The sequence below is a fragment of the Paraburkholderia sp. J7 genome (assembly GCF_905220155.1).
GTDB lineage: Bacteria > Pseudomonadota > Gammaproteobacteria > Burkholderiales > Burkholderiaceae > Paraburkholderia.
The window spans coordinates 1-26,676 of record NZ_CAJMYZ010000047.1; the positions used below are offsets into that span (position 1 = coordinate 1).

25 protein-coding genes, 1 tRNA gene and 6 pseudogenes are annotated in these 26,676 nt (G+C 61.4%); 20 read left to right on the forward strand and 12 right to left on the reverse strand.

Annotated elements, in window-relative coordinates:
• Together U5A58_RS39360 and U5A58_RS39365 are read right to left on the reverse strand one after the other, a co-directional pair.
• Window positions 1-512: pseudogene (locus U5A58_RS39360) on the reverse strand (PolC-type DNA polymerase III); the annotation flags it as partial.
• 189 nt (window positions 513-701) lie between these two features.
• Window positions 702-1,106, reverse strand: a pseudogene (locus U5A58_RS39365) (IS6 family transposase); the annotation flags it as partial.
• Between the two features lie 260 nt (window positions 1,107-1,366).
• Between U5A58_RS39365 and U5A58_RS39370 the strand changes: the two are divergent.
• On the forward strand, window positions 1,367-4,120 hold the full coding sequence (locus tag U5A58_RS39370; RefSeq protein WP_321965323.1) for a UPF0182 family protein: 2,754 nt from the start codon (window positions 1,367-1,369) through the stop codon (window positions 4,118-4,120).
• Between the two features lie 97 nt (window positions 4,121-4,217).
• On the opposite strand, the gene U5A58_RS39375 is transcribed toward U5A58_RS39370, so the two are convergent.
• From U5A58_RS39375 to U5A58_RS39385, 3 genes are all read right to left on the reverse strand, one after another.
• Entirely contained in the window at window positions 4,218-4,682 is a 465-nt protein-coding gene (locus U5A58_RS39375; RefSeq protein WP_321965324.1) for a hypothetical protein, read from the reverse strand.
• Between the two features lie 36 nt (window positions 4,683-4,718).
• Window positions 4,719-5,141 (reverse strand): ACT domain-containing protein, encoded by a 423-nt coding sequence (locus U5A58_RS39380; protein WP_321965325.1) that lies wholly within the window; start codon window positions 5,139-5,141, stop codon window positions 4,719-4,721.
• A gap of 226 nt (window positions 5,142-5,367) precedes the next feature.
• The gene (locus U5A58_RS39385; protein WP_321965326.1) at window positions 5,368-6,315 is read right to left on the reverse strand and encodes a pseudouridine-5'-phosphate glycosidase; all 948 of its coding nucleotides are present in this window, start codon (window positions 6,313-6,315) and stop codon (window positions 5,368-5,370) included.
• A 265-nt stretch (window positions 6,316-6,580) separates the two neighbouring features.
• On the opposite strand from U5A58_RS39385, the pseudogene U5A58_RS39390 reads away from it, so the two are divergent.
• The 5 genes and pseudogenes from U5A58_RS39390 to U5A58_RS39410 all read left to right on the forward strand — a co-directional run bounded on the left by U5A58_RS39390 (window position 6,581) and on the right by U5A58_RS39410 (window position 8,817).
• Window positions 6,581-7,124, forward strand: a pseudogene (locus U5A58_RS39390) (alpha/beta hydrolase).
• Window positions 7,124-7,468 (forward strand): hypothetical protein, encoded by a 345-nt coding sequence (locus tag U5A58_RS39395; RefSeq protein ID WP_321965345.1) that lies wholly within the window; start codon window positions 7,124-7,126, stop codon window positions 7,466-7,468. Before U5A58_RS39390 ends, U5A58_RS39395 begins: the two are co-directional and overlap by 1 nt.
• 399 nt (window positions 7,469-7,867) lie before the next feature.
• Window positions 7,868-8,035: a hypothetical protein gene (locus U5A58_RS39400; RefSeq protein ID WP_321965327.1), complete on the forward strand. Its 168-nt coding sequence runs from the start codon at window positions 7,868-7,870 to the stop codon at window positions 8,033-8,035.
• An 18-nt stretch (window positions 8,036-8,053) separates the two neighbouring features.
• A pseudogene (locus U5A58_RS39405) lies at window positions 8,054-8,269 on the forward strand (type I glutamate--ammonia ligase); the annotation flags it as partial.
• Window positions 8,270-8,349: 80 nt separating this feature from the next.
• Window positions 8,350-8,817 carry a CBS domain-containing protein gene (locus U5A58_RS39410; protein WP_321965328.1) on the forward strand — a complete coding sequence of 156 codons (468 nt, stop codon included), beginning with the start codon at window positions 8,350-8,352 and terminating at the stop codon, window positions 8,815-8,817.
• Window positions 8,818-9,100: 283 nt separating this feature from the next.
• Here U5A58_RS39410 and U5A58_RS39415 read toward each other — a convergent pair.
• A pseudogene (locus U5A58_RS39415) lies at window positions 9,101-9,643 on the reverse strand (IS6 family transposase); the annotation flags it as partial.
• 237 nt (window positions 9,644-9,880) lie between these two features.
• Window positions 9,881-9,957: transfer RNA gene (locus tag U5A58_RS39420), tRNA-Met, on the reverse strand.
• Between the two features lie 298 nt (window positions 9,958-10,255).
• On the opposite strand from U5A58_RS39420, the gene U5A58_RS39425 reads away from it, so the two are divergent.
• A complete protein-coding gene (locus U5A58_RS39425; RefSeq protein ID WP_321965329.1) occupies window positions 10,256-10,594 on the forward strand; it encodes a metal-sulfur cluster assembly factor in 339 nt (112 codons plus the stop codon).
• A 44-nt stretch (window positions 10,595-10,638) separates the two neighbouring features.
• Window positions 10,639-11,778, forward strand: coding sequence for a hypothetical protein (locus U5A58_RS39430; RefSeq protein WP_321965330.1), 1,140 nt, complete (start codon window positions 10,639-10,641; stop codon window positions 11,776-11,778).
• A 113-nt stretch (window positions 11,779-11,891) separates the two neighbouring features.
• Here the strand turns inward: U5A58_RS39430 and U5A58_RS39435 are convergent, their stop codons facing one another.
• Genes U5A58_RS39435 through U5A58_RS39455 form a run of 5 tightly spaced genes read right to left on the reverse strand, consistent with a single transcriptional unit; the run spans window position 11,892 to window position 15,547 of the window.
• Window positions 11,892-12,593, reverse strand: a complete 702-nt coding sequence (locus U5A58_RS39435; protein ID WP_321965331.1) for a hypothetical protein — start codon at window positions 12,591-12,593, stop codon at window positions 11,892-11,894.
• Entirely contained in the window at window positions 12,541-12,777 is a 237-nt protein-coding gene (tatA, locus tag U5A58_RS39440) for a Sec-independent protein translocase subunit TatA (RefSeq protein ID WP_321965332.1), read from the reverse strand. The genes U5A58_RS39435 and tatA overlap by 53 nt, the downstream gene beginning before the upstream one ends.
• Window positions 12,778-12,806: 29 nt before the next feature.
• Complete coding sequence (locus U5A58_RS39445) at window positions 12,807-13,547, reverse strand: ABC transporter permease (protein ID WP_321965333.1); 741 nt, start codon at window positions 13,545-13,547, stop codon at window positions 12,807-12,809.
• Entirely contained in the window at window positions 13,544-14,491 is a 948-nt protein-coding gene (locus U5A58_RS39450; RefSeq protein ID WP_321965334.1) for an ABC transporter ATP-binding protein, read from the reverse strand. Before U5A58_RS39450 ends, U5A58_RS39445 begins: the two co-directional genes overlap by 4 nt.
• 12 nt (window positions 14,492-14,503) lie before the next feature.
• Entirely contained in the window at window positions 14,504-15,547 is a 1,044-nt protein-coding gene (locus U5A58_RS39455; protein ID WP_415774363.1) for an FAD:protein FMN transferase, read from the reverse strand.
• A gap of 476 nt (window positions 15,548-16,023) precedes the next feature.
• Between U5A58_RS39455 and nosZ the strand changes: the two genes are divergently transcribed.
• The 12 genes and pseudogenes from nosZ to U5A58_RS39515 form a co-directional block, all read left to right on the forward strand.
• Entirely contained in the window at window positions 16,024-17,994 is a 1,971-nt protein-coding gene (nosZ, locus tag U5A58_RS39460) for a TAT-dependent nitrous-oxide reductase (RefSeq protein WP_321965335.1), read from the forward strand.
• A 111-nt stretch (window positions 17,995-18,105) separates the two neighbouring features.
• Window positions 18,106-19,362 (forward strand): nitrous oxide reductase family maturation protein NosD, encoded by a 1,257-nt coding sequence (locus U5A58_RS39465; protein WP_321965336.1) that lies wholly within the window; start codon window positions 18,106-18,108, stop codon window positions 19,360-19,362.
• Window positions 19,355-20,263 carry an ABC transporter ATP-binding protein gene (locus tag U5A58_RS39470; RefSeq protein ID WP_321965337.1) on the forward strand — a complete coding sequence of 303 codons (909 nt, stop codon included), beginning with the start codon at window positions 19,355-19,357 and terminating at the stop codon, window positions 20,261-20,263. Before U5A58_RS39465 ends, U5A58_RS39470 begins: the two co-directional genes overlap by 8 nt.
• Window positions 20,260-21,093 (forward strand): ABC transporter permease, encoded by an 834-nt coding sequence (locus tag U5A58_RS39475; RefSeq protein ID WP_321965338.1) that lies wholly within the window; start codon window positions 20,260-20,262, stop codon window positions 21,091-21,093. The genes U5A58_RS39470 and U5A58_RS39475 overlap by 4 nt, the downstream gene beginning before the upstream one ends.
• Window positions 21,090-21,617 carry a nitrous oxide reductase accessory protein NosL gene (locus U5A58_RS39480; protein WP_321965339.1) on the forward strand — a complete coding sequence of 176 codons (528 nt, stop codon included), beginning with the start codon at window positions 21,090-21,092 and terminating at the stop codon, window positions 21,615-21,617. The genes U5A58_RS39475 and U5A58_RS39480 overlap by 4 nt, the downstream gene beginning before the upstream one ends.
• A gap of 10 nt (window positions 21,618-21,627) precedes the next feature.
• Window positions 21,628-21,894 (forward strand): hypothetical protein, encoded by a 267-nt coding sequence (locus tag U5A58_RS39485; protein WP_321965340.1) that lies wholly within the window; start codon window positions 21,628-21,630, stop codon window positions 21,892-21,894.
• A gap of 2 nt (window positions 21,895-21,896) precedes the next feature.
• Window positions 21,897-22,295: a hypothetical protein gene (locus U5A58_RS39490; RefSeq protein ID WP_321965341.1), complete on the forward strand. Its 399-nt coding sequence runs from the start codon at window positions 21,897-21,899 to the stop codon at window positions 22,293-22,295.
• A gap of 22 nt (window positions 22,296-22,317) precedes the next feature.
• Window positions 22,318-22,782, forward strand: a complete 465-nt coding sequence (locus tag U5A58_RS39495) for a c-type cytochrome (RefSeq protein ID WP_321965342.1) — start codon at window positions 22,318-22,320, stop codon at window positions 22,780-22,782.
• 138 nt (window positions 22,783-22,920) lie between these two features.
• Complete coding sequence (locus U5A58_RS39500) at window positions 22,921-25,185, forward strand: 4Fe-4S binding protein (RefSeq protein ID WP_415774362.1); 2,265 nt, start codon at window positions 22,921-22,923, stop codon at window positions 25,183-25,185.
• Window positions 25,182-25,835 (forward strand): c-type cytochrome, encoded by a 654-nt coding sequence (locus tag U5A58_RS39505; RefSeq protein WP_321965343.1) that lies wholly within the window; start codon window positions 25,182-25,184, stop codon window positions 25,833-25,835. The genes U5A58_RS39500 and U5A58_RS39505 overlap by 4 nt, the downstream gene beginning before the upstream one ends.
• A gap of 70 nt (window positions 25,836-25,905) precedes the next feature.
• Complete coding sequence (gene petA, locus U5A58_RS39510; protein WP_321965344.1) at window positions 25,906-26,526, forward strand: ubiquinol-cytochrome c reductase iron-sulfur subunit; 621 nt, start codon at window positions 25,906-25,908, stop codon at window positions 26,524-26,526.
• Window positions 26,527-26,676: pseudogene (locus U5A58_RS39515) on the forward strand (cytochrome bc complex cytochrome b subunit); the annotation flags it as partial. It abuts the gene before it with no gap.

Below are 26,676 nucleotides of genomic sequence, written 5' to 3' on the forward strand. Positions count from 1 at the left end.
CAGCCCGTAAGTTTGAGCGATGTCGTGCTGCAATCGGCACCATAGATGGCTGGCGACCTCAGCGTCAACCATTGCCCGGTGAGCACGACCCGATTTCGGTAACCGAAGCATCTCCGCCAAACTAGCCAGGCGGTGGCTCTGGGCACGTGGGTAGATCCGCCTGGCGACGAGCATCGTGCAAGCAAACGAATGCTCCGCTGGCACTCCAAGAAGCCCCAGTTCTGCCTGCCAAAACTGCTTGCGTTGTGGGCAACGACGGGATGGTTTCCAACAAACGCTGCAGATTCCCTCATGACTTTCGATACAGGCGGGGCAGACGCGATCATGTCGTTCGTGATGCCGGTGAGAGCAACGAGATCGGACGGGATGCGCCGTCCTGCGTTCATCAAGCTCTGGTAACGATCAACAATCTGACCGTCACGCAGGAGGATGACGGCAATCTCGGTAGCGCGGTCGCCCAGATTCGGCGAAAGCCCGGTTGTTTCGAAGTCGAGTACCGCAACAGTCTGCATGTTTCTTTCGTTCACTAATCAGTTGATGCCGTACTACGCACGCTTCCCCACGCCTGAAGAGTCGCCCAGGCAAGACGCCCATATCCCGATGCCTGGCTGCATGGAGAACATCCTTGTAAAAAGCCAAGACGGACCTCTTCGTTCATTCTTGCCGTCAAGCTGATAACGCCTTTGTTTGTTCGCCCGGCTGCCGCTCAGGCCAGTTCGCCAACCGGCCTTGCTGAAAAAAGCTTTGGCTGCGGCGACATCGCGCTTTGCCCTGAGTACGAAGTCCACCGTCCGGCCAGCCCGATCCACCGCCCGATACAGGTAGACCCACCTGCCACGAATCTTCAGGTAGGTCTCGTCGACGCGCCACGAGCGACCCGCAGGTGTAGCAAAGCGGTTCCAGCGTTTGACGAACTCGGGCGTGTAATGCCTCACCCAGCGCAGGATCGCCGTGTGAGCCAGCGACAATTCCCGTTCCGCCATCATCTCGACCAGATCGCACAGGCTGAGCTTGTAGCGCAGGTACCAGCGAACACACAGAATGATGATCTCCCGATCAAAATGGCGTCCACCGAACAACTCCTCCAGACTCTTCGGCTTGCTCATCGCGGTTCATCAGTTCGTTTTGCTCCGACAGCTCTAACCGATTCGCCGACCCTATTTGCACCAGAGCCCGTGTGCGCGTCTTGCTGCAGCGCTCATCGTATGGGACGAAGGCAACGCCGGTAGTGCCCGTGTACGCGTGGTGTCGAGGCCAACTGCCATACCGGACTACAATCATTTAATTGGTCTGAGCGCGTTTCATCTGAACTCGGGCCGCACAGCTCATTTCAAGGCAACGGCGACAGCCATGCGCAGGAGGGACTATGCGGTCGGGCGTGAAGTCCGGCGCGCGCCTGAGACGTTACGCAATCACGGCGATAGCCATCATCGCCGGCCTGATTGTCGTCGGACGCATCACCGGCATCCTGGTCAACTGGCTATGGTTCTCATCGGTCGGCTATGGCGCCGTTTTCTGGACCATCCTTTTCGCGAAAGCGCTGCTGTTTACCGCGGTGTTCGCACTCTCGGCGTGCGCGATAGGGCTATCGGGGATGGTGGCTCACCGTTACGCGAAGGCCGTCGCCATCTCGCGTGCGCTAGCGCTCGATCCATCGGGGGCGACGGTCGTCACCGGCGATCTGGCCGAACTGGTCGCGCCGCACGTTCCCTGGCGCTCCAGTATTGCCTGCGCCGCGGTTGCTTTGGGGCTGGTTATTGCCGCCGGCGAAATTTCGAACTGGGACATCGCGCTACGCTTCATTTATCAGGTTCCTGTTGGCGAGCGCGATCCGATCTTCGAGAGGGACATCGGCTTTTATCTCTTCTCGCTCCCCGCGTATGTCGCGCTAAAGAGCTGGCTGCTGTGGCTGGTCGTCTGGAGCGCGATCGTGGCAGGCGCTGTCTACGGGTTGCGCGGTGACATCGCGCCGGAGCGACCGCCACGGACGCTTTCGGCCGCCGCCATCACCCATGGTTCGGCACTGCTCGGTTTGTTCTTTGCGGTGAAGGCCTGGTCGTGGTGGCTCGACCGCTTTCTGCTGTTATATGGCGACAATGGCGTCGTGGTCGGTGCGAGCTATATGGATGTCCACGTCGAGTTGCCCGTCCTGTGGATGCTTGTCGGTCTTGCCGCGGCCTCGTCCGTTGCCCTTTGGATCAACATGCGCCGGCGCAGCCACCTGCTGCCTGCCGTTCTCGCGCTGCTCGTATTCGGCAGCTGGTTTGTGTTCGCTGTGATCTATCCGTTGCTGTTTCAGCGCTTCTATGTCAAACCGAGCGAGCTGGGACTCGAAACTCCTTATATCGAGCACACTATTGCGCTAACGCGTCAGGCTTACGGCCTCGCACAGATTGAAGTTAAACCGTTTGAGGCTGGGCAGGGATTGACTCTCGACTCGCTGCAGGCGAATCGGGCGACCACCGACAACATCCGGCTATGGGATGTGCAACCGCTGATGGATACCTACGCACAGTTGCAGGAGATCAGGACTTACTACAAATTTCTCTCGGTGGACATCGACCGCTATCAGCTTGACGCCGGATACCGGCAGGTCATGCTGTCGGCGCGCGAACTGGTACCGTCGATGCTTCCGCCCAACGCCCAAACCTGGGTGAATCTGCACCTTATCTTTACTCACGGTATCGGCGTCGTGATGTCGCCCGTCACCGAGAAGTCCGCCGAAGGCTTGCCCTTTTTCTATCTGCGGGATATTCCGCCCGTCTCCAACGGCGGGCCGGCCATTCGGGAACCGCGCCTCTATTTCAGCGAAGGCCAGCAGGACTATGTCATCGTGAATGGCAATGTCGCTGAATTCGACTATCCCCAAGGTGCGGCCAATGCCTACACGACGTATAGCGGCAACGACGGCGTCAGCATCGGCAGCGTGGCGCGACGCAGCCTGTTCGCCTGGCAGCTCGACGATCCCAACATCCTGCTGAGCGGCTATATCACGGACCAGAGCCGGATCCTGCTTCACCGCAACATTCAGGACCGCGTGCGTACGATCGCACCGTTCCTGAATCTCGATCACGACCCCTATGTCGTCGCAAGCGACGGGCGCCTGTTCTGGATTCAGGATGCCTACACCGTCAGCCATTGGTTTCCTTACTCCCGGCCGGGTTTTGGCGACGGCGCCAATTACATCCGGAACGCGGTCAAGGTCGTGGTCGACGCGTACAACGGCACGGTTGGCTTTTACGTCAGCGATCCCGCGGATCCGCTGCTGCGCACATACGAGCGGGCGTTCCCGGGTGTGTTCAAGCCTTTGGAGCTGATGCCGCCGGAGCTTCGACGTCACATCCGCTACCCCGAAGATCTCTTCCTGATCCAGGCGCAGATTTACCGCGCTTATCACATGGAAGCGCCGGAGGTCTTCTACAACCGCGAGGATCTGTGGCAGTTTCCCCGCGAACTGGTCGGCATGGATGGCGAGGGCGCTCCCAGCACGATGCCGCCGTACTACACGATCATGCGGCTCCCCGGCGCTGCCCGCGCCGAGTTCATCCTCATGTTGCCCATGGTGCCCAGTCAGCGGGAAAACATGATTGCCTGGATGGTGGCGCGTTGCGATCCATCCGCGTACGGCAAGCTCATCGTCTATACGTTTCCGAAGGACAAGCTGGTCTTTGGGCCGTTTCAGATCGAAGCGCGTATTCAGCAGAATACCGAGATCTCGCAGCAGATCTCGCTGTGGAACCAGATGGGCTCACGCGTCATTCGCGGCCATCTTGTGGTTGTGCCGATCGAGGATTCGATCCTCTACGTTTCTCCGCTCTATCTGCGTGCGGCATCCGGTCAGTTGCCGGAGCTGAAGCGGGTGATTGCCGCCTATGGCGAGCGCGTGGTGATGGAGGACACGCTGGGTGAAGCCATGGCGGCGCTTTTCAAGGAGACCGCGCAGGCAGCATCGCTGCCCCGAGGCACGGTGGACGCGCGAGCGCGCGAGGCGCTTGCCCACTATGACCGCGCCATCGAGCGGCTGAAGGCGGGAGACTGGAGCGGCTTCGGCGCGGAACTGGATGCCCTCCGGCCGTTGCTCGAGGCACTCGGTGCCGGGCGTTCAAATGATCAGAAATGACCACGGGTAATTTGTGCGGGCGTCGCAAGTTGTCGAATGGCGCTCGCGGGGTCCACGCGCAGGATAGCCGTGGCCGCGATGCCTTGCGGTGCGTCGATCAATGCGGTTCGCCGAGGCAAGCGTCGGCAACATCGACGATCGGCTCGCTGTCGGCATGAGCTTGAGGAAAGCGGTCGACGCACTTGATCTGAACGTAGGTCCACCATGTCCCTGGTGGATCGTGACCCAGCCACATCACCGTGGCTGCGGCCTTGGTTCGCAACCCCCATTGCCTCCAGTTAGCACCGGTTGGCGAAAAGTTTCCGTGAGTGTCCGCGTACAGGCTGCGGTCCAATCCGTACTGCTTCAGATAGGGCGGATTGAGGCGCTGCTCGGACGTAGCCGGCTCGCCACGCGCGCCGCGTGCTTGCGCGATTGCCTCGTCCCGGCGGAAATCGCGCACCGCATGGCCGATCACCGACAACTCGAACAGGAATGCCCCGCCTACTGCTATGCAGGTCGCAATAGCGCAGACCGAGAGCGCCCAAAGTACCCGCCTTCTGGTCGATGGCGTCTTCGTCACTCTCGGCCTCCCGGTGCGCGATCCGGTATGGGCGCTTCAGGCCCTTTGCAGAATGTCGATTGCCTTTTCGGCATCGCCCAGCGAGTCGACCGCGATATAAGCGATGAACTGCGTGCCAAGTACGGCGGCCGAAACGCCGCGGAGGTTGATACCCCCATCCGCCAACGTCTGGGTCAAGAGCGCGATGATGCCCAGTTGGTCCAGACCCATTACACGGATGGAGTGAAGGCTCGGGGTAACGCTGAACCCCGCCTGCGTGGCGGCACGGATCGCACTGTCTCCCTGCAGTGGAGCGACAAACACGATCCCCTTACCCGGTGCCTCTGGCATGCGGCGCGCCACGATGAACTGCAAGTCGACACCGGCATCCCGCAAGACGCTTAAGACCTTCGCAACGCCGCCCGGTTTGTCGTCGATGGTGGCTGCCCAGACATCGACACGTTCTACGCTCAGTTCCATGGCTGTCCCTCCCGCCTCGGACTTCACTAGAAAAATCTACTTCACGAACGGCATGCGGGCAAGGCAGGCAACGTAACGCAACGAAATGACGAAAAGACAAGGCCGCGCGACGGCGCGCAGGTTGTGAATGGCACACGCGGGCGTTTGACGGGCGGGACTCGCACACTGGAAAGCGCTTCTGCACGGCGCGAGCCTGACGTTTGGCAGAGAACGGACGTCCCGTTGGTTACGCCGCGCCTTTGCCGCGCTCTGTGTGCGCCAACGCCAGCGCCAGCCGTGCCCCGACCTCGGCATTGTGTTTCACGAGTGCGATGTTTGTCGCCAGGCTGCGTCCACCGGTCAGCGCCTTGATGCGAGCCAGGAGGAAGGGGGTCACGGCTTTACCGGTAATGCCTTGCGCCTTGGCTTCGGTGAGCGCCTGCTGAGTCAACGTGTCAATTTCATCGGACGGCATTGCCGCCGCTTGCGGCACAGGTGTGCTTAACAACACACCGCCACTTAGGCCCAGGTCCCACTTGGTGCGGATGAAGCGCGCCTGGTCTGCTGCGTCGTCCAGCCTGAAGTCCGCGCGATAGCCGCTGTCGCGCGTGTAGAAGGCAGCGAAATTGTCCTGCTCGCAACTGAGCACCGGCACGCCGAGCGTTTCCAGATATTCCAGCGTGAGCCCGATGTCCAGGATGGACTTCGCACCGGCGCAAACCACTGCCACGGAGGTCTTCGCCAATTCCTGCAGGTCAGCCGAGATGTCGAAGGTCTCCTGCGCGCCCCGGTGCACGCCGCCAATGCCTCCGGTGACAAAGACCTCGATGCCGGCCAGCGCGGCACATATCATCGTGCCAGCCACTGTTGTGGCGCCAAGGCCGCCGCCAGCGAGCACGGCCGGCAGGTCGCGCCGGCTAACCTTGTGCACATGGTCCGCGCGGCCGAGCAGTTCCAGCTCGTCGTCGGAAAGACCGATGTGGATTCGCCCTCCGATCAGCGCAATCGTCGCCGGCTCGGCTCCCGCTACGCGGATCAGGGCCTCCACCTCGCGCGCGGTGCGAATGTTCTCCGGATAGGGCATGCCGTGAGCGATGATGCTCGACTCCAACGCGACAAGCGGGCGGCCGGCGGCTTTTGCAGCGGCTACGGACGCGCTGAATGCCAACCACGAGTATGCGAGGTCTGCAACCATGTCCTTGGCTCTTCGAGTATCGTGAACTTGAGTATGCAGCATAGGACGGCGCTGACGGCGGACTGCCGGGCGCGGTGCGTTCTCTGCCAGTCTCCCCGTTGTGCAAGGACTATTTACGTCGAAGAAGCATCCAGGCTGAATTTGCTGGCATAGCGCAAATGTAGGGCAGGAAGGCGGCATCGCTAGCCCAGCCTCGATTTCGCATGTAGCGGACTTCATACTGAGGACTGTTCTTCCAGGCACTGCCATGTAGCAGGAACGTTTCATCTACTTTCCCGAGAAGGCTGCAATCGAGGACGTCGTTTCCGATCGGCTTGTGGCCTGGGCGAACAGGAGACGTTCCGGGGCTTCATCGCCCAACCGCCCGGCAGCGTGCGCGGCACGGCCATTGTCTTTCATGGCAATGCGGGGCATGCCGGACATCGTTCCTTCTACGCCGCGGCGCTCAACCCGCTGCGACTGGTGTGATACTCGCCGAATATCCGGGCTACGGGCCACGCGATGGCAAGCCGGATGAAGAAAGTCTGGTCGCCGACGCGCAAGCGACCATCGAGCTTGCGCATCGTCTCTACGGCGCCCCTGTGCTGCTCATTGTGGAATCACTCGGGGCCGGCGTGGTCGCCGCGGCCGGCTCGCGCGAACGCGACAGCATCGTCCCCGCACGCTTCGGCGAGGCGCTGCATAACGCGCTGAACAGTCCGAAGCAACCGAAGATCGTGGCGGCGGCGGAGCATAACGACTGGATTGGCCGCGTCGACAATAGCTGGTGGCAGCAGGCGATTGGTTTCCTGCTCGCGGCTTCACAATGATGAAATCCCGCTCGATCCCGCCTCAGGGTGAACGCATCTACGTCCTCGATGCGAAGAACACGCCCGTCGAGGTGTTCGACCGCAGCGAGTGGTCGCGCTGGATGGCCGAGAACGAATTGATCTTTCGCCGCACGCTGCTCGAAGAGTCCGGCGTGACGGTCACGACGCGCTTTCGTGGGGTGGCCGAGGCGAGGACTGGAGAACCTGGGCTCTTCGTGACGCGCGTCGACGGAATGAAAGCGCGCGATGAGAATGAGCGTTTTGGCGCAAGCACGCTCGATGAGGCGCTCGAGCGGCACGAGCGCATCGAGCAGAAAATCCTTCGAAAGCTGACCGGGCGGTGATCGGCGCAGGACGAACCCGTGGCCGTTCCCATTGCCTAAAATGAAGTGTCGCGCGGGCTGGGTGTAACAGCGCCATATCCCACACGGCTGACCCGCGGCGTTTGCTCGTCAAGGTCAACCGTGTCGGCGACTTATGTAGTGTTCATACGATTCACCGATCAGGGCATTGCCACCATCCAGAACTGCCCGCGACGGGCCGGCCCGGTCGTGTAAATGACAGGGGAGTTGGGTTGCGCTGGCAACGTCCGCACGCGAGCGCTGCGAACCCTCAAAACAAGAGCGAATTCGGCGCGATCATCGGCAAGCTGCCTTGATCCTTGGCCCGGCGACCGCGTCGCCCATGTTCCCCCCTGTGCGGCACGGGCGACGCTTCCTGTGTTTTTCTAGTGAGGAGGTCATATGAACACCAAGGACAAAGGCAACGTGCGCGCATTCGTGCAGACGGCCGAACAGATCGGCGGCTGGGTGTGGGTCATCTCGCTCGTAGCTGAAGAACCCTACGCCACGCCGCGTGCGGCACAAGACGCGGGAAACGCCCGTCTTGAGGCGCTAGCACACGATCACTAGTTGCGCAGGGAGATTCCTCTGCCGCGCGAGAAAGCGAAGAACGTCCGCCAGGTGCCGGGTTCGCTCGATCAATCGTTGAACGCGCTCGAGGCCGACAACGAGTTCCTGCGCAGAGGCGATGTCTTCACTGAAGATGTGATCGACGCGTGGCTCGAGTACAAGCGCAAGCATGAGATCGACACGGTCAGGCTGCGCCCGCACCCATGGGAGTTCTATCTTTACTTCGATATCTGATTTGCGGACGCTCCCCATGCTTCGCGAGCAGATCGGTGGCATTGGCGCTCGCAAATGCCGGTTCTCTATGGGAGACGACCATGAAAAAGGAAAGAAAGACCGCCAAACAGATTCTGTCTGGGAAGCCCCGGGAGGTGATCTCGGTCGGCCCCGCCGACGCAGTGCTAACGGCACTGCGTCTGATGGCCGAAAAAGATGTCACCACCGTGTTGGTGTTGCACGGCAGCAATCTTGTCGGCATCCTGTCTCAGCGCGACTACGCCCGCAAGGTCGAACTGGCCGGCCGCAGCGCCGCCGAGACGAAGGTTGGCGAGATCATGACTACGGAGGTGTATTACGTCACGCCCCAGCACACCTGTGAACAATGCCTGGCGCTGATGCATACCCGGCGGATCCGGCATCTGCCGGTCATGGATTCAGGGCAGGTGATCGGTGTGCTTTCGAACAGTGACGTTCTTGAGGAACTGATCCTGGAGGACGAGCAATTCATCAGCATTCTCGAGCATGACATGCTATACCTGACTGTCGATACCGGCGGTGCCTACTAAGCTAAGCACGCGGGCAGGGGGCAGGCTGCCTCGTGGCGTCACATGCCGGCTCATTCATCCTGAGATGTTTTCTCGCACCTGTCTCGCTTTCGAAGATGGGTGCCCATCTCGGTTTCAACGGCCGCTCGTTGAAAGGACTGCGAACGACACCTGGAAAACGCTCAACTCGGGGCGATCGTTCCACCAGTGGCAATGTTGCTTTGCGTTTCATACGCTGCACGCACGACGGCTGCGGTGCAAATTAGGAGCGCGAGCGAAAAACGGCGTGTTCACGATTGCACCGTCATGCTGAAAGAACTGCCTTCCAAACAGCGGGCGCAGTGGTATCTTTGAGGCGCAACCGTGCGAGGTTGAACTGGCCTTTGCGAATGCGATGCATCAACTCGACGCCCGATATCGTAATGGCCGCATTCCTGAAGCGTTTGAAGCCGAGCATTGCATTGACCCGGGACTTGATGTTGCGATGATCCTGCTCGATCAAATTGTTCAAATACTTGGACGATCGCAACGTTGTGTCCGCGGGCAGAAACTCCTTCGCCTTCATTTCGCGCACCGCGCGGTGAGACGCAGCGTAGCCGTCCAGCGTGATGGTCTTAGGAGCGAGCCCTTGACTCTTGATCGCTTTCGCCAGGAAAGCCTTGGCCGCAGCGACATCGCGCCTGGCGCCAAGCCGGAAGTCAACTGTCTTTCCCGCACGATCAACTGCACGGTAAAGATAGACCCATTTGCCTCGGACTTTCACATACGTCTCGTCGACTCTCCATGAACAACCAGCGGATTTTGCAAACCGGTCCCATCGCATGACGAACTCAGGCGTGAAGCGCTTCTTGACTCAACGCATGATCGTGGTGTGCATTCCCACCGCTGCGAAGCAGCCACGCGTGACGCTTAGCTTGGCTGGCCTACAAAGGTCGGTCCGCCGCCGCCACTGCAGATCTCGGCATCAAGGCGGATGCGGAGCAGGCACTATGCCCCGACGCCTGGCCGCGAGGGCTTTCTCTTTCCGCAGACGGAACGCTCCAAAGCAAAAACCCGCTTGCTTTCGCTGAGCGGGCATCGATATTGGTTGCGGGGGTAGGATTTGAACCTACGACCTTCGGGTTATGAGCCCGACGAGCTGCCAGACTGCTCCACCCCGCGGCGCCAATGGTATTCGCACAGCGGCGGCGCGCCAAACGAAGCCATCGGGCGATAACGCTCGACGCCGCGTGGTTTCCCATCCCGAACAGGACCGTGAAACAGCGCCGCTTCTTCTTGCCGGGTTCGCGTTCGTTACGGGCCCGTGCGCTGCGGCCAATTGGCACAGCGCCCGAATGCGGTCGCGCGCTATCATGGCTAAAACATTCATCAACCATGAATGATTTGGCCGGTATGAACGCCGCTTGGCCGACACCGCCCGGTTGAAATGTCCGTCCCACATTGTCGGTTGTCCTTTGCCATGAACACGACTCGCCTCAAATTCGATCCGACAGACGAAGAACTTGAGATCCGAGACGCGCTGCGTTGCGTGATCGATCCGGAAGTGGGCGTCAACATCGTCGACCTCGGCCTTCTGTATGGCATTGAACTCAGCAGTGAGATGCTGAAGATCGAAATTACGATGACTTCGCCTGCCTGTCCAATGGGGCAAATGATCATGGACGAAGTGCGGGCCGTAGCCGAAGAGTCGGTGCCCGAAGGCCTGCCTGTCGAAGTCGTGCTCGTCTGGGAACCCGCGTGGGAGCCCGCCATGATGAGCGAGGCCGCACGCACGGTTCTGGGTTGGGAGCCAGACTGACGGCGCGCGACCTGGCGTCGTTTCGCGACAAGCGAACACGTACCATGAACATTGCCCAATTGCTGTGCCGCCTTGCAAAACTCGCTGCCGCGCTGACGATCGTTCTCGTGCTCGTCTGCGCGGTTCTGGCCGGTCTTGCCCGTCTGGGTGTTCGGCTGCCCTTGCACGCCATGTCCAGTGTCGCGTGGCATGGCGTGCTGATGCTCCCCGTCTTTTTCGGTGCGCTTGTCAGCCTCGAACGCGCGGTCGCGCTGCAAAGAACGATTTATCTGCTGGCCCCCGCCAGCGCGATCGCTGCGGGTATCGTGCTGATTGCCGGTGCAGCGCAGGTCGTCGCTCAATCGCTGCTCATGGTCGGGGCGAGCGTCTCTCTCATCGCGAGTCTGCAGGTGCTGCGCAGGCAGGCCGCGCTCCATCTCGCCGTGCTCGCGCTCGCAGTGCTCTGCTGGTGGTTCGGCAGCCTGGTATGGCTGATCACCGACGACGTGTCGGCTTGCGTGCTGTGCTGGCTCTCTTTTCTGATCCTGACGATCGCAGGCGAGCGTCTCGAACTCACACGCATGCTGCGCCTGCCGCGCTCCGCCCGATATTCGTTTTTCGCGCCGGTCACTTTGATGATCGCGAGCCTGCCCTGGGCGCTTTGGCAACCGGACGAAGGTACACGGCTGTTCGCCGCTGGCCTCGTGCTACTCGCAGTGTGGCTGGCGAGGCATGACATCGCGCGTCGCACGGTGCGCCAACGTGCGCTTACCCGGTTTATCGCCGTGTGCCTGCTCGGCGGCTATGGATGGCTCGCGTTGGGCGGCGTCCTGGGCGCGCTCGGCGCGCTGATGCCGGGTCATCCCTGGTACGACGCGGCCCTCCACGCGCTCACGCTCGGCTTCGTGTTTTCCATGGTATTTGGACATGCCCCGGTCATCGTGCCCGCGCTGACGCGATTGCCGGTGAAATATCATCCGATGTTTTACCTGCCCCTCTTCGTGCTCCACACGGGCCTCGCCATGCGAGTGACAGGCGGCCTGGCCGAAATCTTCTGGCTGCAACGGGCAGGCGGCATTGCAGGCGCGGTGGCGCTCGCGATTTTTGCGCTGACGCTGATCACGGCTGTGCTCGCAGCACGCGGGGGGCACGCTCAGCGTACTGGCAGAAGTCGAATCTCGAATCCTCCGCGATCGTCGCGATGACTGGATGCATAGTGATACTTGCCGCGGCTTCGGAGCGAATAGGCGTAAAGGGGTGAATCTCCTCTTCACCTATTGCCTGACAAGTTTCCGCCCGTGAGCATTCGCGGGCAGGCTCAAAGGTAAATTGGCAGTCCTTCCCGTATCATCCGGGCGCGCAGGAATTCGAACGAAAATTCCCGCAATCGCGGATTGGCCTTGCGCAGGAGATCGATGGCTTGCGAGAGCGAGCGGCCACCGTCGTTTGCCAGTGCCTGCGCAAAGCGGACGATTTCGTGACGCTGCACGGGCGTATCCGGATTGCGGCGCAGCGCCGCCAGCGTGCGCGTTACGCCGTTTCGCGGCACCGCTCCCCGCACAATGCACAGCATGTGAATCGCGTCGAACAGATCTGCATTGAGTGCGCCCATGCGCAATCGGGAGAGCGGAGCGGCGCCGGCGCTCGCAAGCGACTGCGCGATCGGGTCGAAAACGGGCAGTAAGTCTCTTCCCAGCCGGCGCAGCAGCTTTTCCGCGCAATGACGCTCGAAAACGAGCGTGATGGCGCTGCCACCGGCGCGCGGCGTCGCCTCCATGTGGTAGTAGCTGCCCCTCGTCGAGATCGGGCCGCACGGCAGCGGCATCTGATTGAGTATCCTGAGATGGACCAGAGGCGTCACGTGGTGCGTTTCCCAAATGCACGGTACGTGAAAGCGTCCGCGTACGGGCATCATATTGCGCGCTCTCGAGGCCACCCGAGCCGTTCCCGCCACTTCGCGTCGCATTTCATCGCAGCTCCTGCGGGTGACATGCTTTCTTCGTTGCGTCGACATCGACAAGGATGGCCGAGGTCAGTTCGGTATCCTGAGCGAGTGCCGGTGCCTCTGCTTCCCGCATGCCTTCCTTGAATCCTTTGACGGCACCGCCTAGATCGCCGCCGATATTGCGCAGCTTCTTCGTGCCGAACACCATCGAGACGATCAGCAAGACGACTAGCCAATGCCAGATACTGAATTCACCCATGGAAAATCTCCTTCGATTCATCAAAGTTGCTACGCGTCGCTCCGGCTGATGCCGCACACGACGAGCCAGCCCGCGGCGACCAGACACGCCGCGAGTGCGGCGAGCGAGCGCGCCGGTGCGATCGCGAACTGGGTCGTCAATACGCCGCGCATCAAGTCGACACCATAGGCTGCGGGGTCGAAAACGGCGGCGAGCCGGATCCAGTCCGGCGCGAGATCGAGCGGATAGAGCGCGCCCGAGAGGAAGAACATGGGTAGAAGCAGCGTGTTCGAGACAACCGGGAACACGATCACCGACCGGAACGGCAGTGCGAGTGCGAGGCCGAGTGCGGAAAAGGCGAGCGCGGCCAGCACCATGGCAAGCAGGAGGAGCGCGAGGCGCGGCGCCGTAAGTCCGATTCCGATTGTCGGCGAGAACGGCAGCAGGAGCGCGCTCTGCACCGAGGCAAGCAGCGCGCCTGCGCCGATTTTGCCCGCTGCGATCTCGGCGCGCTTCACAGGAGAAACCAGCAGGGCGTTCAGAAGGCCGGTTTGCCGATCGTGCACGATGCCGACCGCCGCCGAGATCGCCGTGAACATCAACGAAAGGCCGACGACGCCCGGAAAGATATACGCCTGGTATCCGCTGACCTCCGCGTAGGTGCCGCTCCTGAGTGCTGCGCCGAGAACGAACAGATACAGCAGCGGCTGCGTGAGTCCGAACAGGATCCGCAGTGGCGACGCCCAGAAGCGCTTCAGGTCGAACCAGATGATCGCGAGCACGTTGCTCATGCGGCTGCCCTTTCGGTCAGGCGGCATGGCTCGCTTTCGCGTGCTTCGCGCCAGTGGTCCACGATATCCATCAGGTTTGGCGTGGTGACGTCCACGCTCGTGACCCGGCACGGTATGCGTTGCAGCAGCGCAGGCAACACGGTCCGCGCATTGGCGACCGCTACGGCGAGGCCGTGTTCGTCGATCGTCGCCCGATAGCCCTGCGCCGAGAGCCAGCGGCGTGCCGTTCCAGTGTCAGGTACCTGCAGCCGGATCGTACCGGGAACGCGCGCGCATAGCGTATGCCATGGTCCATCCGCAAGCACGCCACCCCCATGCAGCACGACGACGCGATCGGCATCGCTCGCTTCATCGGCATGGTGGGTCGAGCACAGCACGGTATGGCCCGCGCCAACGAGCATTCTGATTTCTGCCCAGAACACCCGGCGAGTGGCGACATCGAGGCCCAGCGTGGGTTCGTCGAGCAATAGCACGCGTGGCCGCGAGATGAGTGCGCGCGCCAGTTCGAGCCGCCGCCGCTGGCCACCGGAAAGGCATTGGACGGGGACCGCCGCGAGCGCTTCGAGTCCCAACGCCGTCATCAGTTCGTCGATACGCTGTCGAAGCGTGCGGCCTTTCAATCCCTGGCATCGCGCGATGAAGCTCAGGTTGTCATACGCGCTCAAACGCGCTTCGAGCGCGGACTCCTGAAACACGACACCGATTCTCGAACGAACCTGTTGCGGCATGGCGACTGCGTCGATACCGTCGACCAAAATGCGTCCACTGCGAGGCGTGGCAAGCGTAGAGAGTAGCGAGAGCAGCGTCGTCTTGCCCGCGCCGTTGAAGCCCACGATCGCCACGAGCCCCGCGCCTGGCACCGTCATGCTGACGTTGTCGAGGATCGCGCGTCCGCCGCGGCTGAAGCTCACGTTGCGCAGGTCGATGCCGGGTGCGTTCATCATGGCGAAGGCCATTCAATCGAGCGGCGCGGGGCGCAGCGAGGGATCCGTGAAGCGCAGCCGCGCCGCCATGGGCGCGGACGCCCACACGCGACCTTGCGTATCGACCAGCAGCACGGCCTCGACGCCGACCTTGCGCGCCAGCGGCATCGCCTGAGCAGAACCTGCGATGAACGGTGGCTTGCTCGCGCCATCGGACAACGCGCCCGCATGCGGACCGGGCTTCACGAGCACGGTCACCGACTCGCTTTGCGTGGCCGGATAACCGGTGCGCGGGTCGAGGATGTGGCAGTAGCGCACGCCGTCGGACTCGAAGAAGCGCCGGTAGTCGCCGCTCGTGCCGATCGCCTCGCCGTCGCGCAGGTCGAGCGTCGCGAGCGCGCCGGCTTTGCGCGGGTCCTGAATGCCGACCTGCCAGGGCGTGCCGCCTTTGCTTCCCATCGCGAGCAGGTTGCCGCCCACGTCGATCAACGCGTTTTCCACGCCACGCTGCTTGAGGATCGCAGCGGCGTCGTCCAGCGACCAACCCTTGGCGTATCCGCCGAAGTCGATCGCGACCGCGCGATTGCTGCTCGTGACGACGCCAGTGGGCGAAATCGTGAGGTCCGCCATACGCGGGCGCAGCGCCGATTCGCTCTCGACCACTTCGCTCGATGGCGGCTTCACGTCGAATTGATCGGCCTGAAAGCCCCATAGTCGAATGAGCCTGCCGATGGCGGGATCGAAAAGCCCGTGTGTTTGGAGTGAGAGTTGCTGCGCCGCGCGCAGGATCTGCGCGAGTTCCGTCGATGCCTGGAAGGGCTCGCCTGCCGCGATGCTGTTGTTGAGCCGAGTGAGTTCCGAAGGCTGCCATGCGTGCATCGAGCGATGCATGGTCTGGAAGTGCGCGAAGACTGCGTCGGCGTCCTGCTGCGCTTTTTCGAGCGGCACGCCGTAAAGCGCCAGTTGTACGCGAGTGCCGAAAACATAGGTTCCCTGAACATAGACTTCCGGTGTGCTGAGCGTGAGCCAGAATCCGGCAGCAATGGCTGCGATAAAAAACAGCGTAATCAGGATGATTTTTCGGTAAATGAACAATTTGCCAATACTCCAGACAATATCGCGTCGGGAAGACTGAAAATTCAATGCGTGGCGACGATTGCCATTATGTTTTTTTGATTATCAACACGTTTGAGCCGCGTCAAATTGGGCGTTTTGACACAGGCGACACGGTCCCTCGCGTCCGATCGCCGCATGGGCATGGAATTACGTATGTCGCGTACTTCTTTTTAAGATAAATCAAGTCGCATTTGCGAGCGGCACGCCAAACTACCCGACTGAAAACCTGTGCGCGGATCGGAAACGAACTGAAAGCGAATGGGAAACATGCGTCACGAAGAACGATAAACGGTGTCTTTTTTGGGGAAAGGGAAAAATGCGATTTATCAATTTGCCGATTTTTTTATAGCAGCGATTTACGTCGGGGTCCACGGAATGATCGGCCGGGCTTCGAGGCGATTTGTCGACGTTGAAACGAATTGACGAGCGAGAGCGTGATGACAATTTCAAAAGAAGAATCTGGAAAGACCTTAACTCCACAAGACACTGGGCGTCGCAGGTTCCTTGCTTCCTCCGCGGTTGCTGGTCTGGCGGGCGCGAGTCTGTCGCTCGGTCTGGCTGCGTGCAACAAGGGCGGCGGCGAGGCCACTGTCGCGGCAACGGGCAACGCGGGCAGCGGCGCAAGCGGCGCGAGCGCCACCCCTGCCATCGATTGGGACAAGTATGAGGTGCATCCGGGAAAGCTCGACACGTACTACGGATTTTCGAGCGGCGGGCACTCGGGCGACCTCCGCGTGCACGGGCTGCCTTCCGGGCGCGAAATCCGGCGCGTTCCGGTGTTCAACGTCGATTGCATGTCGGGTTGGGGCATCACGAACGAATCGCGAAAGATCATCGGCACGAGGCCGAATGGTCAGCTAAACTACATTACCGGCGATACGCACCACGTTCATATGTCGTACACCGACGGCGTATACGACGGCCGGTACATTTTCGTGAACGACAAGATCAACGCGCGGGTCGCACGCGTACGTCTCGACACGATGGAGTGCGACGCGATCACGCAATTGCCGAACGTGCAGGGCTTTCACGGCATCTTTCCGGACAAGCGCGATCCGCTGGACGACAAGATTAATTCGACGACCCGCGTTTTCTGCGGTGCGGAATTCCATACGCCGCAGCCCAACGACGGCCGCGATCTGAACGACCCGAAGAAGTACTTCTGTCTGTTCACCTGCCTCGATGCGAAGACGATGCAACCGCGCTGGCAGGTGAAGGTCGACGGTAACATGGACCTCGTCGCGACGTCGTACGACGGCAAGCTTGCCTGCTCGAATCAGTACAACACCGAAAACGGTGTGCACTACGAAGACATGATGTCGGCCGAGCGCGACGCCTGCGTGTTCTTCAACGTCGCACGCATCGAAGCCGCAGTGAAGGCCGGCAAGTTCTTCCACATCGGCAATTCGACGGTGCCCGTGGTCGACGGCACGCACGAGGCAAGCGCGGACCCGAAAACGGCGCTTACGTGCTACGTGCCCGTGCCGAAGAATCCGCATGGCGTCAATATATCGCCGGACGGCAAATACTATGCGTGTGCAGGCAAGCTGTCGCCGACGGCAACCGTGATCTCGCATGAGTTGATGCTCAAGTGGTTCGACGGCGAAATCAAGGATCCGCGCGACGCTGTCGTCGCCGAACCCGAAATCGGTCTCGGGCCGCTGCATACCGGGTTCGACGGCAAAGGCTTCGTCTACACCACGCTCTTCCTCGACAGCCAGATCGTCAAGTGGGACCTCGCCGCTGCGATGAAATCGTACCAAGGCGATAAGGACGCGAAAGTCGTGGTCGATCGCGTCGACGTCCATTATCAGCCGGGGCACGGCTTCACCTCGATGGGCGAGACGAGGGAGCCGGACGGTCAGTTCTTCATCTCCGATAACAAATTCTCGAAGGACCGGTATTTGCCCGTCGGCCCGCTGCACCCGGACAGCTCGCAACTGATCGACATCAGCGGCGAGAAGATGGTGATCGTGGGCGACCACCCGCTTTATCCGGAGCCGCACGACTCGATCATGGTGCGCCGGGACATCATCAAGACACGGCAGATTTACGATCTGAACGAGTTTCCGCTTGCCGTGAAGGCCGCGAAGGACTGCCGCGTCGAGCGCCAGGGCCGGAAGGTCACGGTGTATCTGACCTCCCAGGCGCCGGTGTTCGGCCTGCGCGAGTGGACGGTGAAGAAGGGCGACGAAGTCACGATTATCCTCACGAATCTGGACAAGGTCGAGGATCTCACGCACGGCTTTGCCATTCCGTTCTACAACATCAACTTCGTCGTTCATCCGCAGCAAACCCAGTCCGTCACGTTCATCGCGGATAAACCGGGCGTGTACTGGTGCTACTGCACGAACTTCTGTCACGCATTGCACCTTGAAATGCGCTCGCGAATGCTCGTGCAGGCATAGCGCGTCAACGCAGTAGCCAAGGCGCGGGCGAGCCGGGAACGACGTGAGTTCCACGGCTCGCCCAGCGGACCTGGTTTGAACCTTGAAAAATCCTATCGTTGGCAGTCCAGAATGCTGGAGTTTCCACTTGTTGCGGTGCCCGTACTTGCCACACTCTTTGTGCGCACTGTCGCTGCCGCCACGCTCACCGTGCATCCTGGCGAGCGGGTGGGTCCGGCGATCGATGCGGCCAGGCCGGGCGATACGGTCGTGGTCTATGGCGGCCGCTACGAAGAGAATCTCAAGATCAGCAAGCGCCTCACGCTGCGCGGAATCGGCCGGCCGATGATCGATGGGCGCAATGCGGGCGATGTCATCCGTATCGCGGCGCCGGACGTGACGATCAGCGGTCTTGCGATCGTCAACAGCGGTGCTGACCTGACCGCGCAGAATGCGGGCGTGTACGTTCAGCCCGGCTCGGACCGCGCGCAGATCGATCGCTGCGAACTCGTCTACAACCTGTTCGGCATGTGGATCGAACACTCGGCGGACGTGCGCGTGCGCGACAACGTGATCGTCGGCAAGCGCGACCTGCGCTCGCCCGATCGAGGCAACGGCATCCAGCTCTACAACACGACGGGTGCGCAAATCGTCCACAACACGATCAGCTATTCGCGTGATGGCATTTACGTCGACGTGTCGCAGCATGCGCTCTTCAAAGGCAACTCGATACACGACGTTCGCTACGGAACGCATTACATGAACTCGTACTACAACGTCTGGGACGGCAACGAGGTCTATCACAACCGGGGCGGCCTCGCGATCATGGAGTCGCGCAACCAGGTCGTGAAGAACAACCGGGTGTGGGGGAACACGGACCACGGCATCATGCTGCGCACGCTGCAAGACTCTGTGGTCGAGAACAACGTGGTTGCCGGCAACCAGCGCGGCTTTTTCATCTACGACGCCGAATACAACACGATCCGCGGCAACCTCGTGGTGGACAACACGGTCGGCGTGCACCTGTGGGGCGGTTCGGTCCATAACGACGTGACTGGCAACGACTTCATCGGTAACCGGGAGCAGATCCGTTATGTTGCGGCAAGCGATGTCGCGTGGCCCGGAAACTACTGGAGCAACTATTTTGGCTGGGACAAGCGCGGCCGAGGCATTGGCGATATTCCCTATACGGCGAATGATCTCGTCGACCGGCTTACCTGGCGTGTGCCAGCGGTGAAAGTGCTCATGAACAGCCCCGCCGTGCAGTCGCTGCGCCTGATTGCGCAGCAGTTCCCGCTCGTAGCCGTGCCGAGTGTCGTCGACGACGCGCCGCGTATGAAGCCTTTTCACCCGGGCTGCGCGAACTGGGTCTGGAGGCAGCATGATTGAAATCACCGGCGTTGCGAAGACGTTCGGCGCGGTGTGCGCGCTGGACGGTGTCGACCTGACTGTGCGCCGGGGCGAACTCTTCGGTTTGATTGGCCGTAACGGCGCGGGCAAGAGCACGCTGTTCCAGCTCATGCTCGGTCTGCTTTCCGCGGATGAAGGGCGTGTGCAGGTCGACGGTACATTCACCGGCGCTCCACGCTTTCGGGCTGTCAAGCGCCGGATAGGTTACCTGCCGGAGAACGTCGTGCTCTACGACAACCTGAGCGGGCTCGAAACGCTGCGCTTTTTCGCGCGGCTGAAGGGTGTCGACACGGCCCAGTGCATGCCGCTTCTCGAACAGGTGGGTCTCGACGGCGCGGCTGCGCGCAAAGTCCGCGAATACTCGAAGGGGATGAAGCAACGGCTCGGCTTTGCGCAAGCACTGCTCGGCGAGCCGTCGCTGCTGTTTCTCGATGAGCCGACGAACGGCCTCGACCCAGAAGGCATCCGTGAGTTTTACCAAACACTGAAGACCCGTCAGGAAGCGGGGACGACCATCGTCATCACCTCGCACATCCTTGCAGAGATCCAGCAGCGCGTGGACCGTCTCGCGATATTGCAGGCCGGGCGAATTCGCGCGGCGGGCAGTGTACCCGCGCTGCGCGATGAAGCGAACCTGCCGCTTTCCATAGAAGTCGTCGCGCTATCGGACGACATTGACCCGATCGTGACGGCCTTGCGCCGCGAACCGTTTTGTGACCTGACGATTCTCGGGCGCCGTATCGCATTCGAGTGCCCCCGCGACGCGAAGATGACCGCCATTGCTGCGTTGTCGCCGCTGTCTGGCCGGCTCGCGGATCTGCAGATCCACGAGCCGTCGCTCGAAGACGTGTTTCTCGGTTGCATGGAGGTGAGCGTATGAACCTCGCTATGTGTTCGTCGTGGCGGCAGATCCGCGTGATCGCGGGAAAAGAGTTCCGCGACCGCATCCGCAACCGCTGGGTGCTCGCCGTGTCGCTCGTGTTTGGCGTGTTCACGCTGGCGACGTCGTACTTCGGCGCGGCCACGCAGGGCGCCGTTGGCTTTCACGGCGTCGAAGCGCTGATCGCCAGTCTCGTCAGCCTCACGATCTATCTGCTGCCCCTGATCGCGCTGATACTCGGGTTCGATGCGATCGTTGGCGAGCGCGAGCGCGGCACGTTGAATCTGCTGTTGTCGTATCCGGTCACGCGCGTCGAACTGCTGCTCGGCAAGTACGCGGGACTCGCCGCGGCACTGTCCTGCGCGACGCTTGCGGGCTTCGGCCTCGCCGGCATCGTGATCGCCGTGCGCGCGCCGGCCGCCGACTGGTTTCAATACGCGGGCTTCGTCATCAGCGCGGTACTGCTTGGCTGCGTCTTCTTGAGCCTCGCGGTGTGCGCTTCGGTGCTTTGCGCAAGCCGCACCTCGGCGAGCGGCGTGGCGATCGCGCTGTGGTTCTTCTTCGTGCTCGTGTACGACCTGCTGTTGCTCGGCGCGCTGGTGCTCACGGGCGGCGCGGCGCTCGGCCCGTTGTTCCCGCTCCTGCTCATGCTCAATCCGTCCGACGTTTTCCGGATTCTGAACATCTTCGGCCCGGGAGACTTGCGCACGATGTATGGACTCCTGAGCGTGTTTCCATCCGGGCTGGCCGTTCCGCTCTTTCTCGGCCCCGTGATGCTCGCCTGGATCGCGGCACCGCTCGGGCTCGCTGCCTGGAGATTCAATCGATGAAACGCTACTCCATCAAGACGATCGCCGCAATGGCAGTCACCGTGCTTACCGTTGTTCTCGCAACCGGTTGCCAAAACGATTCGCGCGCGCTGCCCGCGCCGCACGAGATCAGCGATTCGACGGTAAGCGTGCTCGACGGCATGAGCCTCGAGGAATATCCGGGACCGAAGGCGCAGATGCTCTATGCGGACGGCCATGCCGACTTTTTTTGCGACACGCTCGGGCTCTTTTCGGTCTATCTGCGCCCCGAACACGATCGCAAGATCAGCGTGATGTACGTGCAGGACATGGGTGCGGCCGACTGGCGGCACCCGGAGGGCCACTGGATCGACGCAACGCAGGCGATTTACGTGGTCGGTTCCAGGAAGCATGGCGCAATGGGGCAGACCTTCGTTTCATTCGCAAAGGAGAGCGACGCCGCACAATTCGCGCAGTCCGAAGGCGGCCGGCTTTATCACTTCAACCAGATCACGAGCGAGATGGCCACGACCGACGGCGGTGTGGTCAAGGACCAGAGCATGTAAGGAAACAGAGATGACACACTTCTTTCAGAACGTTCCCTCGGAAGCGGCCCAGCAGATCGATGCGCTGAGCCGCATGCTCTACGACCTGCGCGAGGACCGAAAACTGATCCTCGCCAGATATCGCGCCGCCGACGAGAAAGCGCTGCTCGCGCTGATCGCGGCGGGCAGCGTGAAAGAACATCCGGCCTACGAGCACTACCTCGGTGCGAAGACGCTCGCGAATACGCGCGAAGTCATCCGCGAACAGTTGCGCGAACTGCTGGCCACGGGAGTTTGATCATGCTGCACATCGAATTGAAGGAGCAGATCGAGGCGGCGTTCGACGCGACGCAACTGGCCTCGGTCACGCTATGCCGCGATGCGCTCGAATTGAGTTTGACCAATGGTGTCGAACTGACGCTGCGCATTGCAGACCCAAACGAGTACGCGATGAACTGGCGCTGGGGCGAAGCGGCGATGGGTATCGATACCGCGCCTGTGCACCCCACGCTCCACACGTTTCCCAATCATTGCCATACGCCGGATGGCCGGACCGTCGACGACCCGGTCAGCGAAATCGGTATGGAGCCGTGGGACAACGTGCGCATGCTGATTGCCCGGCTGCTCGCGCAGCCGCTGCTGGGCTTCGACGCTGCGGTTGCGCGCGACTTGTCGGATGCCTTGAGCGAAGAACCCTGATTTCCCTCGATAAGGAAAGACCATGAAAACTCGTAATATCGTGATTGCAGCAATCGGCTTTGCGCTCGTGCTCGGCCTTTCTGCATGTGACAAGAGCAGCGCAGCCTCGCAAGTGGGCAGCGTCACGCCGAAGTCGATTGCGCCCATCGGCGTGGTGGCACTCGACCCAGGCGTGCCGGCGTCGTCAGGCTTCATCAAGGTGGCGGTGAGCACCGCGCCGGCCGCGGCGCCGACCCCCGGTGGCGAGAAGGTGTTCAAGAGCGTCTGCTTCATGTGCCACCAAACCGGCGCGGGCGGCGCGCCGATTCTAGGCAACAAGACAGACTGGGCGCCGCGTATCGCGAAGGGCAAGCCGACGTTGTACAAGCACGCGCTGGAAGGATTTACCGGCAACAACGGGATGATGCCGTCGCGCGGCGGCAATCCGAGCCTGAAGGACGACGAGGTGAAGGCGGCAGTCGACTTCATGGTCTCGAAGATTCAGTGACGTGAGCGAGGCGACGCCGCGCTGGCCGGGGTCAGGCAAGCGGCGCGGCGTCGGGACGTCTTCGCTGTTACGGCGCATTTCGGATAACTAATCGCGTCGATGTCGCACCATTTCCGGCGGCTCCCACAAAGCGACAAAATGAAAGTTTCGTTCCGGATCTCGTTGTTCGCACCACGCTTCGCGCCAATTTTCGCACTGCTTTTTGCGCTGTTTTTTTCGTTCACCCACCCGGCCTTTGCTTCGATCTATGAGCAGGAATTGCCGGACGAACTGTTCAGCCGCCCGGAGCTGTGCAAATGGACCGACTGCGCGGGCGTGCTGCCGGGCGCAAATGAGTTCTCGGCGCGCAAGGGCAGCCCGCCCTATGTCGAGGCCTATGCAAACGACGGCCACGCTCGGGTGCTCAAGGGCTACGTATTCCTCTCCACCGATATCGTCGACATACTGGGCTACTCCGGCAAACCTATCGTCACGCTGATCGGGATGGACACGAAAGGGGGGATTGCCGGTGTCAGGGTGCTCAAGCACAGCGAGCCCATCCTGCTGGTCGGGATACCCGAAAGCAAGCTGCTCGCATTCCTGCGGCAATACGTTGGCCGGTTCGCCGGTTCGCGTTTCGAGATCGGGCAAGGCAGCGCGGGCGGCGCGAACCTCGACGCCATTTCGGGCGCGACCGTCACGGCAATAGCGGAAAACCAGTTGATCTCACGCTGCGCGGTCGCGATCGCGAGCCAGGTCGGCATCGTGAAGGAAGCCGTCCTGCCGCAGGCAAAACTGCTGCCCGATAGTGCGCGCTACGGGTGGCCGGCGCTCGTGGACATGGGCGCGGTCCAGCACCTCGCGATCCACGCGAGCGACGTTGGCGCAGCGGACAGCGGCACACCCTATCTCGATCTCTACTATGGCTACCTGAACGCGCCCGCGATCGGCAAGAGCATTCTTGGCGAGTACGATTACGCGCAACTCATGAACCGGCTCAAGCCTGGCGAGCATGCGCTTTTCATCCTGGCGAACGGCACGGAGTCGTTCAAGGGGTCGGGATTTGTGCGGGGCGGGATTTATGACCGCATTCAGGTCCGGCAGGGGATCAATGCGTTCACGTTCAAGGACTCCGACTATCTGAACCTCTATTCGCTGCAGGCGGCGGGCGCACCGGCCTTCAACGAGACTGGCATCTTCATCATTCGGAGCGCGAGTTTCAGTGCCGCTTATCCGTGGAAATTCGTCTTCCTCGGGCACACCATCGACAAGCAAACCGGCGCGAAGCGTTTCTTGGCGTTCAATTCACCGTACTGGCTGCCAGCGCGCTTTCTTGACGGCGGCCGTCCGAAGGTTCAGGAGGAAAAGCCGGCCTGGTGGAACGCGTGGAACGGGAAGAAGGTCGAAGTCGGCTTGTTCATTGGCTGGGCCGTGGCCGTCATGCTGTTCTTCGCGACGCGCGAGCGCTGGGTGCGCAAGGCGAAGCGCGCGAACAAGCGCTGGGTCTCATGGCCGAAAACGGCGAGCTGGCTGATTGCGATGGGTTTCGCGGGCTGGCACGAGATGGCGCAGCCATCGATCACGCAGGTGCTGACGTTCATCCATTCGCTGTTCGGCGGCTGGAACCTCTCGCTCTTTCTTTCCGATCCGTTCATCTTCGTTTTCTGGATCGTGATCGCCGTCACCGTGATTGTCTGGGGACGCGGCTTGTTTTGCGGCTGGATGTGCCCCTTCGGGTCGATGTCCGAGATGCTCTTCAAGCTCGCGCGCGCGGTGGGATTGAAAAAACTGCAGCGCAAGCTGCCGATGCACTGGCACAACCGGCTGCGCAAGCTCAAGTATGCCGTGTTTGCGGTCTTGCTCGCCGTGTCGGTCTTCTCGATGCCGTGGGCCGAAAAGCTCGCCGAGATCGAGCCGTTCAAGACGACCTTCCTGGTTGGCGTGCTCAACCGCTCGTGGCCCTTCGTGTTGTTCTGGACGTTTGTTGTGGGCGCATCGATTTTTATCGAACGGCCATTCTGCAAGTATCTGTGCCCGCTCGGCGCCAGCCTCGCGCTGCCTGGCCGCCTGCGCCTGCTCAAATTACAGCGCAAGCCCGAATGCACGACCTGCCACGCATGCGCGGCCGGCTGCGGTTCCCTCGCGATCGACGACACAGGGCGGATCAATCAGATGGAGTGCATGCTCTGCCTCGATTGCATGGTGATGTACTACGACGAGCACAGCTGCCCGCCTCTGGCGAAGGAGAGAAAACGGCGCGAAAGGGAAGGGCTGCCGCCGACCAGGGTCGGCAAGGATGGACATTTCATTCCGATCAAACTGGAAGCTCCCGATAGCGCGAGCATCCGGGGCGGAAAAACTGCGCCGCTGGCGCGCTCGGTGGAACCTCTCGCCCCTACAAAACAAAACAGGACGTGCGAATGAAACGAATGTACAAGCTTTGGGTGAGTCTTCAATTGACCATGAGTCTTTCGGGTTGGGCGGTGTTCGCGCATGCGGCGCAAGTCGAGGCGCCCGATGCCAGTCGAGGCCAGGCCGTCGTGGCGCAGGTGTGCGCGGCGTGCCACGGAGCCGATGGAAACAGCGCGGCCGAGACGTATCCAAAGCTCGCGGGGCAGCACGCGGGGTACATCGTCAAGCAACTCGGCGATTTCAAGGCGCCTCCAGGCGGCGGCCAGCCGGCTCGAAACAACCCGATCATGGCAGGCATGGCGGGCACGCTTTCCGATCAGCAAATCGCGGATGTCGCCGCCTATTTCGCGGCCCAGCAGTCGCAACCCGGCTACGCGCATGACAAGGACACGCTCGCACTCGGGCAACGCATTTATCGAGGCGGTATTGCGGAAAAGGGCGTGCCAGCGTGTGCCGCTTGCCACGGGCCCGCGGGGCAGGGCATTCCCTCGCTATTTCCGCGCCTCTCGGGGCAGTGGGCGGGATATACCGCGGCCCAGTTGACCGCGTTCAGTCAGGGAGCGGGCGCGCGCGACAACAGCGCGCCCATGCACGCCATTGCATCGCGTCTTTCGGATAACGAAATCAAGGCAGTGGCCGACTACATTTCAGGTCTGCGCTAGGGGCTCCATTCGCGTCGGTACGCCGCTGTCGAGGCGACCTAAAAAAAACAGTTCAGAAACGAGGAATGTCATGCAAGTTCAGGAAGACGAACATGTCGACAGCGGCCGCCGGACGTGGCTGATTGCGGCATCGGTAGCAGGCGGTGTTGGCGGCATGGCCGCGGTCGTGCCTTTCGTAGGTTCGTTTGCGCCTTCCGAAAAGGCGAAGGCGGCCGGCGCACCGGTTGAAGTCGACATCGGCAATCTCAAGCCTGGGGAGATGATGACCGTGGCCTGGCGCGGCAAGCCCGTGTGGATCTTCAACCGCACCGATCAGATGCTCGCCGGCATTCAGAAGGCGGACAACGAACTTGCCGATCCGCTGTCGACGCATCCCTTTTCGATGCCCGAGCCCGAATACTGCAGGAACGAGTTTCGATCGCGTGCAGAGCATAAAAATATTCTCGTCGCGGTTGCCGTGTGCACGCACCTGGGCTGCACGCCCACGCCGCGCTTCCAGTCGGGGCCGCAGCCAAACCTGCCCGAGAACTGGCCGGGCGGCTTCCTGTGTCCATGCCACGGTTCCACCTACGACCTCTCCGGCCGCGTGTTCAAGAACAAGCCCGCGCCGCAGAACCTCGATATCCCGCCTTATATGTTCACGTCCGCAACGCAGCTCGTGATCGGCAAGGACGAAAAAGGAGAAGCGTAAATGGCGCGCGGCACTGAACATGAAGTAGAAACGAAGGGATTCCTTGGCTGGGTCGACAGGCGCTTCCCGCTCACTGCAATGTGGAAGACCCATCTCTCTGAATATTACGCGCCGAAGAATTTCAATTACTGGTACTTCTTCGGCTCGCTC

Coding starts and splice junctions, on each gene's coding strand:
- U5A58_RS39370 (WP_321965323.1), top strand. CDS start 1,367: ATGCGGTCGGGCGTGAAGTCCGGCGCGCGCCTGAGACGTTACGCAATC.
- U5A58_RS39380 (WP_321965325.1), bottom strand. CDS start 5,141: ATGGAACTGAGCGTAGAACGTGTCGATGTCTGGGCAGCCACCATCGAC.
- U5A58_RS39385 (WP_321965326.1), bottom strand. CDS start 6,315: ATGGTTGCAGACCTCGCATACTCGTGGTTGGCATTCAGCGCGTCCGTA.
- U5A58_RS39395 (WP_321965345.1), top strand. CDS start 7,124: ATGAAATCCCGCTCGATCCCGCCTCAGGGTGAACGCATCTACGTCCTC.
- U5A58_RS39400 (WP_321965327.1), top strand. CDS start 7,868: ATGAACACCAAGGACAAAGGCAACGTGCGCGCATTCGTGCAGACGGCC.
- U5A58_RS39410 (WP_321965328.1), top strand. CDS start 8,350: ATGAAAAAGGAAAGAAAGACCGCCAAACAGATTCTGTCTGGGAAGCCC.
- U5A58_RS39425 (WP_321965329.1), top strand. CDS start 10,256: ATGAACACGACTCGCCTCAAATTCGATCCGACAGACGAAGAACTTGAG.
- U5A58_RS39430 (WP_321965330.1), top strand. CDS start 10,639: ATGAACATTGCCCAATTGCTGTGCCGCCTTGCAAAACTCGCTGCCGCG.
- tatA (WP_321965332.1), bottom strand. CDS start 12,777: ATGGGTGAATTCAGTATCTGGCATTGGCTAGTCGTCTTGCTGATCGTC.
- U5A58_RS39445 (WP_321965333.1), bottom strand. CDS start 13,547: ATGAGCAACGTGCTCGCGATCATCTGGTTCGACCTGAAGCGCTTCTGG.
- U5A58_RS39450 (WP_321965334.1), bottom strand. CDS start 14,491: ATGATGAACGCACCCGGCATCGACCTGCGCAACGTGAGCTTCAGCCGC.
- nosZ (WP_321965335.1), top strand. CDS start 16,024: ATGACAATTTCAAAAGAAGAATCTGGAAAGACCTTAACTCCACAAGAC.
- U5A58_RS39465 (WP_321965336.1), top strand. CDS start 18,106: ATGCTGGAGTTTCCACTTGTTGCGGTGCCCGTACTTGCCACACTCTTT.
- U5A58_RS39470 (WP_321965337.1), top strand. CDS start 19,355: ATGATTGAAATCACCGGCGTTGCGAAGACGTTCGGCGCGGTGTGCGCG.
- U5A58_RS39475 (WP_321965338.1), top strand. CDS start 20,260: ATGAACCTCGCTATGTGTTCGTCGTGGCGGCAGATCCGCGTGATCGCG.
- U5A58_RS39480 (WP_321965339.1), top strand. CDS start 21,090: ATGAAACGCTACTCCATCAAGACGATCGCCGCAATGGCAGTCACCGTG.
- U5A58_RS39485 (WP_321965340.1), top strand. CDS start 21,628: ATGACACACTTCTTTCAGAACGTTCCCTCGGAAGCGGCCCAGCAGATC.
- U5A58_RS39490 (WP_321965341.1), top strand. CDS start 21,897: ATGCTGCACATCGAATTGAAGGAGCAGATCGAGGCGGCGTTCGACGCG.
- U5A58_RS39495 (WP_321965342.1), top strand. CDS start 22,318: ATGAAAACTCGTAATATCGTGATTGCAGCAATCGGCTTTGCGCTCGTG.
- U5A58_RS39500 (WP_415774362.1), top strand. CDS start 22,921: ATGAAAGTTTCGTTCCGGATCTCGTTGTTCGCACCACGCTTCGCGCCA.
- U5A58_RS39505 (WP_321965343.1), top strand. CDS start 25,182: ATGAAACGAATGTACAAGCTTTGGGTGAGTCTTCAATTGACCATGAGT.
- petA (WP_321965344.1), top strand. CDS start 25,906: ATGCAAGTTCAGGAAGACGAACATGTCGACAGCGGCCGCCGGACGTGG.